This is a genomic window from Clostridium ragsdalei P11, from assembly GCF_001675165.1.
In the GTDB taxonomy this organism is placed as follows: Bacteria; Bacillota; Clostridia; order Clostridiales; family Clostridiaceae; genus Clostridium_B; species Clostridium_B ragsdalei.
The window spans coordinates 1-13,254 of the sequence record NZ_LROS01000001.1 but is presented as its reverse complement, the minus strand read 5'-3'; the positions used below and the strand labels follow the sequence as shown (position 1 = coordinate 13,254).

Below are 13,254 nucleotides of genomic sequence, written 5' to 3'. Positions count from 1 at the left end.
CTATTAAGTGAGATATGTCAACTAAATTATTTGAAGTACAAACTTTTTATTGGAACAATATATAGTATATAGTTATATATCGTAAAATATGACTATGATATAACTAATAATTAAATATTCTGCTGTAATTTTTTTAATATGTAAATACTATAAATAGTAATATATTAAAAATAGGGGGGATATTAGTGAAGAAAACCGTAGCTTTCATAATTTCAATAGTTATATCAACATGTGGAGGAGAATTTGTATATGCTAAAACTGCTTATGGTGTAAGTAGAATAAGCGGGGCAAATAGATATGAAACGTCTGTAAATATAGCAAATAGTTTTAGCGGCGACAAATTGGAAAATATAATTATTGCAAGTGGAAGTAATTTTCCAGATGCTTTAGCAGGCTCTGTACTTTCAAGAAAAGAAAATGCGCCTATATTGTTAGTAGGAAAAGATGTAAGTTCTAGTGGAGATTCTATTAACTTTATAAAAAATAACTTAGATATAGGAGGAACTATCTACATATTAGGAGGAAAATCATCTGTAAGTGAAAATTTTGAGAGTTATTTTAATTCATTGGGATACAGCAGCATTAAAAGATTAGGTGGAGGAGATAGATTTGATACAAATTTTATAATTGACAGATATTTAATGACAGCAAAAGGTACTCCAGTAGTTATAGTAAATGCTTTTGGATTTGCAGATGCTTTAAGTGTTTCAAGTATTGCTGCGTCAAAAGGATATCCTATTATCATGACTAATTCATTTAACTTAGCTGATGAAACAAAAGAAACACTGAAAAATATAGAGCCATCTAAAGCATTTATTATTGGGGGAGAATCATCAGTAACAGATAATGTAGTAAGTCAGTTAAAGGAAACTGTATCATCACTTAACAGTAATAACATAATAAGAATAGGCGGTATGAATAGATACGATACATCCTTAAATGTATGTAAATACTTTAATCAAAATTTAAATGAAGCTGTCATTGCAAGTGGTGAGAATTTTCCTGATGCGTTATCCGCAGGTGCACTGGCTGCAAAAAACAATGCACCCATAATATTGACAGATGGAGCTAATATATCAGATCAAAAACAATACTTGGATGGATGCAGCTGTGAAAAGGTTATTTTAGTAGGTGGCACTGGAGCTGTAAGTGAAGATGTACAGAATGTTTTAGAGGGCAAAACTGTTATTTCAAATGAAGATGCTAAAAAATTGCTGCTTCAGGGTGACGATGCTTTTAAGAAAATATTAAAAATTAATGTGGATGGAAACTCCTATATGGATATATCAGGTATAAGCTATGCTCCCGTAACAGATAATATAGGGGAATACAGTTCCATAAGTAAATATCTAAATGAAAACTATGGATTGAACAATTATTATACCAAGGATTTTGTAAATACTCTAATAAATTTTATATTTAAGGATATTGATGGTAAAGTTTATGCAAGGTATGGAAATCCTGAACCTGCACTTGATGCTCAAAATTCTGAAGTAGTTTCTAAGAAATATGATGGTAATAAAGTAGATATTACATTAAAGGGTTATTATTATGGAGAGTTATCCTATGCCAATGCCACTTTAGTTTACGATGGAAATAGGTGGCTCATAGATAAGTTTGATAACTGGGGAGTAGAGTAACTTATCTTGCAATAAAAGAAGATTATGAATTTTTTAAATTTATAATCTTCTTTTATTGCAAATTTTAACAAAATAATCTTTTGAATAGTATAAAAAATATGTTGACTTTAGTGAAAACTAATACTAAAATTACTTTATTGAACGATTGGTGAATGAAAAGAGGAAAGTACATGAATAGTAAAAAACAAATGACCAGTAGACAGCTGCAAGCTATTGAAAGAAAACAGCAGCTGCTTGATTCAGCTAAGAACTTATTTGCAAAGAATGGATATTATAATACTTCTGTTCGTTCAATTACACAGAGCATAGGAATGGCAGATGGATTAATTTATCATTACTTTCCAAAGGGAAAACTAGAAATTTTACATACTATAATAAGAGAAGGCTGTGAGGTTTTAAGTGAGCATGTAAATAAAATTATAGCCGGTATAGATGATAAAATGACGTTAAATGAAGTTATGGTATATTTTTGTAAAGAAGCAAGAAATACTTTTCAGCTGGATAACGAGTTGATTATTATTATGTTTCGTGAGAAAGATTTATTAGGAACAGAAACTAGAGAATTGCTTTTGAAAACATTTGCTAAGATTTGGAGTGCAGTAAATGCTTTTCTTAAAAAAAGAGCTCAATTTGGTGAAATCAGACAATTAGATTTTGGCATGGCAACACATCAATTAATGAGCACAGTTGCAAGTACAGTTATTATGAAGTACTTGGTAGATAGTGAACGGCAGGAGCATAATGATGATACTTATATAGAAAGATTGATAGAATTTACAACACATTCATGGAAGAAACTAGATTAGTAATTAATCTAGTTTTTATTAAAACAAATACGTTCAACGTACGTTCAATGAATTAATTGATTGAATAAATTATTGCATTATTTGTTGCAAGGGAGGTTCAAAATGATTAGAAGAAAAAAGTTAATTCCTATAATAATTAAAATGATTAAAAAAAAGAAGCGAATTTGTATAATTGTATTAGTTGCTGTTGGAATTGCAGTAGTTGGAGCAAATATTTTTTTAGGTGGGAAAAAGACTTCAAAGGCTTCGACTACTAATATGAATAAGGTTTCTGTAAAGGTAATTAAAGCAGATATGGATACGGTGGCATCAAAAGCATCCTTTAAAGCTTCACTAGAAGCATCTCAAGAAGGAGCTGTAAGCAATAAAGTAGCAGGAAAAGTAACTCAGGTTTTATTTCAAGATGGACAAACAGTATCTGCTGGACAAACTTTAGCAAAATTGGATGATACTGATATTAGAAATAATATAAAAGTTGATGAAGCACAACTTGCATCAGCACAAGCCGCATTTAAATCAGCACAGAGCACAGCTAGTTCTGCACAATTTGGAGTTAGTAAACCGCAGATCGATGTGGGAACTGCCCAGAAAAACTACGATAGAACAAAAGCTCTTTATGAACAAGGAGCAGCTACAGAAGTTGACTATGAAAATGCACAAGCTCAATTAAGCTCAGCAGAAAGCGCGCTTCAATCAGCAAGAGCCAGTGCAGAAGCTTCAAGTATTTCTACTCAAACACAAGCGGCTAATATACAAACAGCTCAAACGAACTTAGATAATTTAAATCAATCACTCCAAAATACAGTTATAACAGCTCCAACTAGTGGAGTTATGACTGGAAAAAGTATTAATGTAGGTCAATATTTAAGTCCAGGAACAGCCCTTGGAAAGGTAGAAACAACATCTCCAATATATGCTGTTATAGATATAAGAGAAAGTGATTTAAATTATGTAAAATCAGGGGCAAGCGCTAAATTTAAACTTGGTGATGACAGCTTAAAGGAATATGATGGTGTTGTTAAAAGCATTGATGCAGCTGCAGATCCTACTTCTAGAGTATTTAAATGTAAAGTTCAAATTGATAACAAAGATGGAAGTCTTAAACCTGGTGTCTTTGGAAATATAGAAATTGCTACAAATGAAAGTAAAAAAGCAATTACAGTGCCATTAAAAGCAATAGCAGGAACTGAAGGAAACTATTATATATTTATAGATAATAATGGAGTAGCAAAAAAACAAAATATAACCATAGGAGAATTTGATAAAGATAATATAGAAATAAAATCTGGAGTACAAACTGGTGAAGATGTTATTTGTACTAATGTAGGTACTTTGCAAGATGGTGATGTTGTAAAAGTAGTATCAGAATAGGAGGTTATATTTAATTATGTTTTTAACAGATGTTAGTTTAAAAAGGCCCGTATTTGCTACAGTAATAATTATTGTTTTACTAACCTTAGGTGTAAGTAGTTACTTAGGGTTATCTGTTGATCAGTTTCCAAATGTTGATACTCCAGCTGTATCTGTTACGATAACTCAAAGTGGAGCGGCTCCAGACCAAATTGAATCAAAGATAACAAAAAAAGTAGAAGATGCTGTGGGACAAATATCTGGTGTTAGCCATATTAATTCAACCATAACAGAAGGAGTTTCTAATACTACTATTTCATTTGAATTAGACAAATCTTCAGCTGAGGCAGCACAGGATGTAAAAGATAAGTTATCTAATATCCGTGGTGACTTACCAAGGGATATTAATGAGCCTGTAGTTTCAAAATATGATGCTAGTGCACAAGCTATTTTTTCTCTTGCTGTAACTGGATCAATGTCTGATAGAGAGTTGTCGGATTTAGTAGATGATAACATTGTAAAAAAACTGCAAACTACAAATGGTGTTGGGGCTGTTAATACTTATGGAAAACAGGAACGGGAGATTCATATAAATCTTGATAAAGAAAAAATGAATTCCTTTAACATTACAATTCCAGAAATCACCAATAGTTTAAGTAGTGATAATATTGATGTGTCCAGCGGCAAAATTTCTTCTGGAGATACAGAAATAAGTTTAAAAACTAATGCAGCTATAAAAAATGTAGATGATTTTCTTAATATTTTAGCTACAACACGTAATGGGAGTCAAGTTAGACTTAAGGATATTGCACAAGTCGAAGACAGCAGCAAGGAACAAGACAGCTTATCTTTTTATAATGGTAAAAAAGCAATTGGTATTGATATTATTAAACAATCTAATTCAAATACTGTAGAAGTAGCTAATGCTGTTAAAAAAGAACTTACCGATATTAATAAAAGTTTGCCGCAAGGAGTTAAGGTTCAACTTGTTCGTGATAATTCATCATCTATAATTGCTTCAGTTAAAGATGTTGAAAAAACAATGATAGAAGGATGTTTACTTGCAGTAATTATAGTTTTTATATTTCTTAAGAATATTGCTAGTACTGCAATTGCTGGAATTTCTATTCCAGTATCTATAATTACTACTTTTGCAGCAATGAAAATTATGAATTTTTCACTTAATACAGTGTCTTTAATGGCTTTATCTATTGCTGTTGGATTACTTATTGATGATGCTATAGTTGTTATAGAAAATATTATACGTCACTTACATATGGGAAAAACTGCAATTCAAGCAGCAAAAGAAGGTACTTCTGAAATAGGACTTGCAGTTATGGCTACTACCTTTGCGCTTGTAGCAGTATTTCTTCCTATTGCTATGGTTAATGGTTTGGTAGGAAAGTTCCTTATACAATTTGGATTAACTGTTGTTGCCAGTGTTTTGGTATCGTTATTTGTATCCCTTACCACAGTACCGCTACTTTCCTCTAAACATTTGAAAAGTGAAGAGAAAGAAATACCTATAATAGGAGGGTTTCTTGAGAAGTTCAGCAGATTATTTGACAAATTAGCTGATTTTTATGCTAGGGCATTAAAGGTAGCATTAGGACATAGACGTTTAGTTATAATAATACCAATGATATTATTAATAGGAAGTTTATTCTTAGCTACAAAGTTAAATACGGGTTTTATTGCCACAGGTGATACTGGAGAGCTTGATATAGAAGCAAATCTAGATTCGGGTTCTACATTAAATAATGCTTCAAAGATCGCTAATAATATGGGAAAAATAATTAAAAAGAATAGTAATGTAAAGTACATATATTCTACGGTGAAAGCAGATAAAGTTGATTTTCTTGTAAAACTTTCAGATAAACAGGATAGGAAAGAAAGTATTGATGAAATTGGAGCAAAAATGCGACAAGATTTAAAAAGTATTTCAGGGATTGATTTATCAATTGTTGTAGGTGGGGGAATGATTCCGGGTAAAGCGGCTCAGTATCACATTACAGGTGATGATTTTACAAAGCTTCAGAAATATGCGTTAAAGGCTAAAAAAGTAGCAAAAAACACTCCTGGAGCTGCAGATGTAAGTCTTAGCTATAAGGCTGGAAAACCAGAAGTAGACTTTGATGTAGATCGTGATAAAGCTGCTGATTTAGGAGTAAGTCCAAGTTCAATTTCCAGTACACTAAGTACTTTATTTAATGGAAGTGTAGTAAGCCAGTATGAAACAGAAAAGGATAGATATGACGTTCGTATGCAGCTTCAAGACGCTGATAAGAAGGATCTTAACAGTTTAGATGGAATATATGTTCCTGGTACAAAAGGAAATATGGTTCCTATTGATCAAGTAACTAAAGAAGTTTTTACTACGTCTTCATCTACAATTAATAGATATGATAAACAAAGAGAAATTCAGTTAACAGCAAATTGTGTTGGAATGCCATCAGCACGTTTCACTAGCACTTTTACTAGCAAAATTAAGAGTGACGCTCCTATTCCAAGTGGAATAAAAATGTCTGCTGGAGGGTCAGATGACCAGATGAGCCAAGCAATGGTAGGCTTAATTGAAGCACTTGGTATGGGAATTTTATTTGTATTCCTTGTAATTGCAGCTCAGTTTGAAAGTTTTGTAGATCCATTTGCTATTCTACTTTCTTTACCATTAGCTATTATAGGTGCCATTTTAGGATTGTTTATTGGTAATAAAGAGCTGGATATGATGTCTATGATAGGTGTTATCATGTTAATGGGATTGGTTACTAAAAATGCAATTTTGCTTATCGATTTTGCAAAACAAAATTACAGTAAAGGAATGGATTTAAAAGAAGCTTTAATTGAAGCAGGACGTACACGTTTAAGACCAATTATTATGACAAGTTTAGCAATGATTTTTGGTATGCTTCCTACAGCATTAGCTAATGGTACAGGTTCGGAACTTCGTGCACCTTTGGCTTTTGCAATTATTGGAGGATTAATTACGTCCACATTATTGACGCTGCTGTTTGTACCGGTTGTATACACATATTTGAATGATTTTAAGAAACATTTTAGAAAAAAGTCAAATAACGTTTAATTAAAATAAATAATAGGTTTATACTTAACGGTACTTATGCAATACAAAAAGGAACAGTGAAAAATTGATAAATTCTTTATTGTTCGAATTCATTTTAATTCCAAAGATTGTTCTGTAGTAGATGGCATAATAAATCTATCTCACAAGATGAATATAAGTGTAGTTGCTGAAGGAGTGGAGCTTGTAAATAAAAAATATAATGGTAATAAAGCAGACATTACATTAAAGGGTTATTATTTTGGAGAGATATCCTATGCCAATGCCACTTTAGTTTATGATGGAAATAGGTGGGTCATAGATAAATTTGATAATTGGGGAATAGAGTGATTAACTGATTAATAAGCGCAATTATCTCATAATGATAAATTTATCATTATGAGATAATTGCGTATTAAATTGATACTGAAAAAAATTTAACAAACATAAATACCATAAATTAACCTATGGCATAAAAATTGCTAATTAAATTATTGATAGAAAATATATTGAATAAAATTAACTTTATATACTTAAATGGAAGGTGCTATATTTATGGTAAGTACTTTAGAAAAAAAGTTGTTTTTAATAATTGACAACTTAGAAACTCTAGGCGATATTTCTTTTCCTGGGAAATGCCAAACATTAGTTCTTATTTCAATAAGCATATTTGTAGTATCATTAGTATTTATAATTGTAGTTTTCATAAATGATAAAAAAAGAAAATTGATAGAGAAAAGATATAAACTAGCTATAGAAGGTTCTAATGGTGCTATTTGGGAATATGACATAGAGAAAAATAGTTTTTTTGCTTCAGATAAGTGGGAAGAAATTACTGGATACAAAGTTAGCAAGAATGATAATCTTAAAATCATATTAGGAAAATTGTTACCAGATGAAAGTAAAAAGATAGTGTTAAATTATTTGGAGGATCACCTAGCAGGGATAACTCCTTTTTGTGAATGCGAGTTTAAATTAACAACTAAATGTGGAAAGAAAAAATGGATTTTTATTAGAGCAAAGGCACTTAGAAATGCAAAAGGAAAAGCTTTAAAAATGGCAGGTTACATTACTGACATTACAGAGCAAAAGATTATACAGGATAAATATAAATATGTAGGTTATTATGATAGTTTAACAACTCTTCCTAATAGAAAAATGTTCCAAGATACGCTAGATAAAGTACTAAAAAACTCTAATGAAAGTATCAAAAAAGGATCAGTACTTTTTATAGATATAGATAATTTTAAAAAAGTAAATGATACTTTAGGTCATCAACATGGGGATAAGCTCCTTCAATATGTGGCAAATACATTAAAGAATATTATGAGAGAAGATAATACTGTATTTAGATTAGGTGGAGATGAATTTTTAATAATACAGCATAATATAAAACATAAAAATGATATTGTAAAAATTTGCAATACAATAATATCTGCATTTAAAGGCTCATTTAAAATAAATGAAAAGTTAATTTTCATTAGTGTTAGTATAGGAATTTCTATATATCCCCAGGATGGAACTACTACTAATTCTTTACTGAAAAATGCAGATACAGCTATGTATAAAGCAAAAAATTCAGGTAAAAACAGATATGAATTCTATAATAGTAGAATGTCTTATGAAGTTTTACGAAAAGCAGAGCTAGAAGAGGGTTTAAGAACTGCTTTGGAAAATAATGAATTTCAGTTATATTATCAGCCTCAGATTGACTGTAAAACTGGAGAAATTAAAGCTATGGAAGCCTTACTAAGATGGGGAAACATAGAAAATGAATTTATTTCTCCGGTTGAATTTATTCCTGTAGCTGAAGATACCTCATTAATAGTACCTATTGGTAAATGGGTACTAGAAACTGCTTGCAAGCAGCATAAACAATGGCTCGACAAAGGATATGATTTTGGTATTATGTCAGTAAATGTTTCAGTAGTTCAACTGCAGGATCCAGGTTTTTTAAAAATGGTAGAAACAGTTTTGGCTAAAACTAATCTTCCACCAAAACTTTTAGAAATTGAAATTACAGAAAGTGAAGTTATGCAATCTTTGCAATCTAATATAGCTGCCTTAGAAAAATTGAGAAAACTTGGAATTAACATTGCTTTAGATGATTTTGGAACAGGCTATTCTTCATTAAATTATTTAAGATTACTTCCTATAAATGCTCTTAAAATCGATAAATCCTTTATTGATCGAATTCATTTTAATTCCAAAGATTGCTCTGTAGTAGATGGCATAATACATTTATCTCACAAGATGAATATAAATGTAATTGCTGAAGGAGTAGAAATTGCAAAACAATTTGAAATACTTCAATCTATGAATTGTGAGAGAGTTCAAGGATACTTATTTAGCAAACCTATACCTGTAGAAAATATTGAAAGTGTGGTTTGTTCAACATATAAATTTAATCAACTATTGGTATAAAGTTGAATATGCGTTTATTTGAAGGTTTTATAGATACATTTGCTATTTTACTTTCTTTCACATCTTTGATTTGTTATTTCCTTTCAAAATGTATTAAGAAACACATACCGTATTCAAATCGGTATGTGTTTGCTTATCTTCATGTATGATTATAAAAGGTTTCCAAAATAAATTTTTATAATTAATTAATGTTTCCCTGCCAATTCCTGCTCTTTTTTAGGATTTGTAAAGCTAGGTTCTGTAGGATTAGGGTCTCCATAGTATCTACCTGGTGTTGAAAGGTCAAAATACAATTTGGAATCTTGGGTTACACCAAAATCCTTATTTGAACCTGTATCTTTAACTTTATTTAATGCCTCTCTAAATAGTGCATTGTGAGCTTCTTCACGTTCTAGTAAGAAATTTATTGTCTCACGTACATATTTATCATTGACTTGACGATATAAGTATTCGTATACTACTTTTGCCCTTTGCTCAGATGCTATATTTGAAAGCAAGTCTGCAACAAGATCTCCTGTAACGGTTACATAATTTGCAGTCCATGGTTCGCCAGAAGAGTTCATTAATACTGGTGCTAATCCACCTAATACGTGAGTTTCAATTTCTCCACTACCTACTGAATTGAAATCAACTGAATGACCGTTTAACAAATTTACAGTTTGGGCAACCATTTCCATATGGCTGAGTTCTTCTGAACCAATATCTAAAAATAAATCCTTTATTGCAGGATCATTTACTCTAAAACTCTGGGATAAGTACTGCATAGCAGCTTTGAGTTCACCATTTCCACCACCTAATTGTTCTTGCATTAGTACTGCATATTGTGGATTGGGTTTCTCTACTTTAACTTCTTTTAAAAGCGGCTTCTCATGTTTAAACATTAGTATATCAACCTCTCCTTCATTTTGTAACTTATATTTATGAATCTAATTTAGTTTTTACAAAATGAACACATATAATACATTTCATAATTAATGTAAATTCAACATATAGAAAAACTAAAGGAGAAGATTGAATAAAAAGGTTCTTAGTATTTTTGACCAATATGTTAGGAATTGCATTTAAAAATTTATCTTAGTTGCTGTCTTAAATTTTTAAATAACTCAAGCATAAAGGCTTGTTCATTAATTATGTGTCTAACTAGTTCCTGCCAAGCTTTATTTGTTTTTGCTAAAGTAAGCAATTGAGGATAAAAAGATAGGGCACGGGTATCGTAATATATGAATTCATCAATTAATTTTTTTATATGCATAGTATATTGAGAGGGATTGGTGTTTGTAGGCTTTTTCAGCTGAACTGCATTGTTATATAATTTTAAAAACGCATTGTGAATGTTATTTAAGCCATCTACTATAGGTTTTGGTAGTTTAATGTTAGAGAGGGAAGCCACAGTCTTGAGAAAAATTGGATGGTCACTTGAAATATGAGACCACAGTTGAAGTTCATTGAAAACGCAAGTAAATTGATTCATGTAAGTGTAACAGTACATGAGTTACCTCCTGATAAAATTATACATAATAATATAATATGCAGGTTATTATGAAAAGGTTACTACAATAAAATTATTTTTAAATAGGCACATAAAATTGTAAGTTTTATATGCCTGTTTTTTATAATATTTTCTTTAATAAATTAATGTCTGTTATAGGTTTTTTGCAGGTAAAGTTTTCACAAATGTATGTGGTAGTTTTATTGTTGATATCTATATAGTTTTCTATAATAGGGGAAATAGTGCTCAAGTCTTTATTTAAATTGCAGTACAAAATTGAAATTGTAAAAGGATTAAATTTCTCATTTATCATATGAACTACTTGCTTACCTTCCTCAATGTTGCTGCCTGCAGATACAATAATTTGCCTTATAGGTGATTTTGAAAATAAAAGTGCTATAAGAGAAAATGAGCATGCTCTTGGGAAACTATTTATTTCTTTTGAAAAAGCTTCGAATAGCTGTTTAGCTTTATCTTCAAAATCATAACTGCTTGTTAAATGGGACAATCGCAACAAATTTAATGTGGCTACGGAATTACCAGAGGGAATGGCACTATCGTATATTTCCTTTGGCCTTGTAATTAATTTTTCACCGTCATTTCCATAAAGGAAGAAGCCTCCATTTTCTTTATTCCAGAAAAGTTTTAATAAATCTTCATTGAGTTCCAGTCCCTTTTTTAGATAATCTGTGCTGTAGGTTGTTTCATACAATTCTATAAGTCCCCATATTAAAAAGGAGTAATCATCTAGATAGCCTAAAAAAGAAGCTTCTCCATCACGATATCTTGCAAGGAGACGACCATCTGATCTCACTAAGTTCTTATAAATGAAATCTACAGCTTTTTTGGCAGCTTTAGTATATTTAGAGTTGTTTAAGACTCTGCCAGCTATTGACATAGCAGCAATCATTAGGCCGTTCCAGGAGGTTAGAATCTTATCATCTTTATAAGGATGTATTCTTTTTTCTCTTTCAGCAAATAATTTTTCCCTACAATTTTCTATAAATTGCACATCATCTTCTGGAATAGAACTATTTATTAAGTTTAAAATATTCTTGCCTTCGAAATTTCCACCTTTTGTTACATTAAAATAAGAGCAAAATTTGCTGCCATCTTCTTCTTGAAGTATATCTTTTATTTCTTCCTCTGACCAGACATAAAATTTACCTTCTTCACCTTCAGAATCTGCATCTTCTGCAGAGTAAAATCCACCTTCATTTGAAGTCATGTCCCTTAATACATAACTCAGTATTTCTTCTGCTGTTTTACAATATTTTTTATTACCTGTAGCTTGAAAGGTTTCAATATAGGCTATAATTAAGAGTGCATTGTCATAGAGCATTTTTTCAAAATGTGGAACAAGCCACTTTCTATCTACAGAATAGCGGCTAAAGCCAAAACCTATATGGTCGTATATTCCACCTTCCCTCATATAGTTCAATGTTTTTTCTACCATCTCTATAGCAGAAGGATCTTTAGTTTTGAAAAAGTATCTGAGTAAAAAAAGTAAATTATGAGCTGAAGGAAATTTGGGAAAGTCTCCAAAACCTCCATATATAGGATCAAAATCATATTTGAAATTTAAAAAAGTTTTTTGAAAGATATCTTCATTAATGGTTTCATTAGAAGTTTCCTTTGAATTTTTTAAGGAATCCAATATTTGTGTGCTGGTATTTAAAAGTTCACTTCTATTGTTTTTCCATGCCTTTTTAATGTAGTCTAAAATGGACATTAGCCCCATGAGGCCATGCCTGCTATTTTTTGGGAAATAGGTACCTGCAAAAAAAGGCTTTTGATCAGGTGTCATGATAATTGTAAGAGGCCATCCGCCACTTCCAGTGATGGACTGACATATATGCATATATATACTGTCTATATCCGGCCTTTCTTCTCTGTCTACTTTTATGGATATGAAGCTATCGTTTAGCATTTCAGCTACTTCTGTGTCTTCGAAGCTCTCCTTTTCCATAACATGACACCAATGGCACGTACTGTATCCTATGGATAAAAATATAGGCTTATCTTCTGATTTAGCATTATTAAATGCTTCTTCTCCCCAGGGATACCAGTTTACTGGATTGTGTGCATGTTGTAAGAGATATGGGGATTTTTCATTTATTAATCTATTGGGTGTACTCGTTAGGTTCATAGAATCACCTCCTAGTATTTTATTTACAGACATAGTATATCCAAGATAAAGTATTTTCAGTCTTACAAAATGAAGAATGTAATAAATAAGTTATTGGATATGTTTAATCTGATTATAGGTAGTAGAATATAACAGGCTTTAGCACTCAAAACAAAAGAAGGACTGGGGAATAATCCTCAATCCTTTTTTGTGGTGCGCCCAGCATGGACGCAATCTAAAGGAAGTCGGCGGCAAAACTCTGGTCTGACGAACAGAAACTACATATAAGGCATATGCTTGTGGGTAAGGTTGCCGTACAAACCAAAGCCCTAAACTATCCGAAACAAGTGGTGTAAATG

Annotated in this window: 9 protein-coding genes; 6 read left to right on the top strand and 3 right to left on the bottom strand. The window is 31.3% G+C overall.

Annotation, left to right across the window (positions count from 1 at the left end; all coding sequences use genetic code 11):
• Positions 1 to 185 precede the first annotated feature (185 nt).
• The 6 genes from CLRAG_RS00045 (at position 186) to CLRAG_RS00020 (ending at position 9,278) form a co-directional block, all read left to right on the top strand.
• Entirely contained in the window at positions 186 to 1,640 is a 1,455-nt protein-coding gene (locus CLRAG_RS00045; RefSeq protein ID WP_065076484.1) for a cell wall-binding repeat-containing protein, read from the top strand.
• A gap of 170 nt (positions 1,641 to 1,810) precedes the next feature.
• On the top strand, positions 1,811 to 2,446 hold the full coding sequence (locus CLRAG_RS00040) for a TetR/AcrR family transcriptional regulator (RefSeq protein ID WP_065076483.1): 636 nt from the start codon (positions 1,811 to 1,813) through the stop codon (positions 2,444 to 2,446).
• 102 nt (positions 2,447 to 2,548) lie between these two features.
• Complete coding sequence (locus CLRAG_RS00035; RefSeq protein ID WP_242872053.1) at positions 2,549 to 3,817, top strand: efflux RND transporter periplasmic adaptor subunit; 1,269 nt, start codon at positions 2,549 to 2,551, stop codon at positions 3,815 to 3,817.
• A 16-nt stretch (positions 3,818 to 3,833) separates the two neighbouring features.
• Positions 3,834 to 6,878 carry an efflux RND transporter permease subunit gene (locus tag CLRAG_RS00030; RefSeq protein ID WP_065076482.1) on the top strand — a complete coding sequence of 1,015 codons (3,045 nt, stop codon included), beginning with the start codon at positions 3,834 to 3,836 and terminating at the stop codon, positions 6,876 to 6,878.
• Positions 6,879 to 7,025: 147 nt separating this feature from the next.
• Positions 7,026 to 7,205 carry a DL-endopeptidase inhibitor IseA family protein gene (locus CLRAG_RS20790; protein ID WP_065076481.1) on the top strand — a complete coding sequence of 60 codons (180 nt, stop codon included), beginning with the start codon at positions 7,026 to 7,028 and terminating at the stop codon, positions 7,203 to 7,205.
• A 204-nt stretch (positions 7,206 to 7,409) separates the two neighbouring features.
• A complete protein-coding gene (locus CLRAG_RS00020; RefSeq protein ID WP_065076480.1) occupies positions 7,410 to 9,278 on the top strand; it encodes a sensor domain-containing protein in 1,869 nt (622 codons plus the stop codon).
• A gap of 185 nt (positions 9,279 to 9,463) precedes the next feature.
• On the opposite strand, the gene CLRAG_RS00015 is transcribed toward CLRAG_RS00020, so the two are convergent.
• From CLRAG_RS00015 to CLRAG_RS00005, 3 genes are all read right to left on the bottom strand, one after another.
• Positions 9,464 to 10,159 (bottom strand): manganese catalase family protein, encoded by a 696-nt coding sequence (locus tag CLRAG_RS00015; RefSeq protein ID WP_065076479.1) that lies wholly within the window; start codon positions 10,157 to 10,159, stop codon positions 9,464 to 9,466.
• 188 nt (positions 10,160 to 10,347) lie between these two features.
• Positions 10,348 to 10,767 carry a DUF2935 domain-containing protein gene (locus CLRAG_RS00010; RefSeq protein WP_065076478.1) on the bottom strand — a complete coding sequence of 140 codons (420 nt, stop codon included), beginning with the start codon at positions 10,765 to 10,767 and terminating at the stop codon, positions 10,348 to 10,350.
• 121 nt (positions 10,768 to 10,888) lie between these two features.
• The gene (locus CLRAG_RS00005) at positions 10,889 to 12,916 is read right to left on the bottom strand and encodes a thioredoxin domain-containing protein (protein ID WP_065076477.1); all 2,028 of its coding nucleotides are present in this window, start codon (positions 12,914 to 12,916) and stop codon (positions 10,889 to 10,891) included.
• Positions 12,917 to 13,254 lie beyond the last annotated feature (338 nt).

Bases quoted from the DNA above. Each gene is read 5' to 3' on its own strand.
- CLRAG_RS00040 (WP_065076483.1), top strand. From the start codon at position 1,811: ATGAATAGTAAAAAACAAATGACCAGTAGACAGCTGCAAGCTATTGAA.
- CLRAG_RS00035 (WP_242872053.1), top strand. From the start codon at position 2,549: ATGATTAGAAGAAAAAAGTTAATTCCTATAATAATTAAAATGATTAAA.
- CLRAG_RS00030 (WP_065076482.1), top strand. From the start codon at position 3,834: ATGTTTTTAACAGATGTTAGTTTAAAAAGGCCCGTATTTGCTACAGTA.
- CLRAG_RS20790 (WP_065076481.1), top strand. From the start codon at position 7,026: ATGAATATAAGTGTAGTTGCTGAAGGAGTGGAGCTTGTAAATAAAAAA.
- CLRAG_RS00020 (WP_065076480.1), top strand. From the start codon at position 7,410: ATGGTAAGTACTTTAGAAAAAAAGTTGTTTTTAATAATTGACAACTTA.
- CLRAG_RS00015 (WP_065076479.1), bottom strand. From the start codon at position 10,159: ATGTTTAAACATGAGAAGCCGCTTTTAAAAGAAGTTAAAGTAGAGAAA.
- CLRAG_RS00010 (WP_065076478.1), bottom strand. From the start codon at position 10,767: ATGTACTGTTACACTTACATGAATCAATTTACTTGCGTTTTCAATGAA.
- CLRAG_RS00005 (WP_065076477.1), bottom strand. From the start codon at position 12,916: ATGAACCTAACGAGTACACCCAATAGATTAATAAATGAAAAATCCCCA.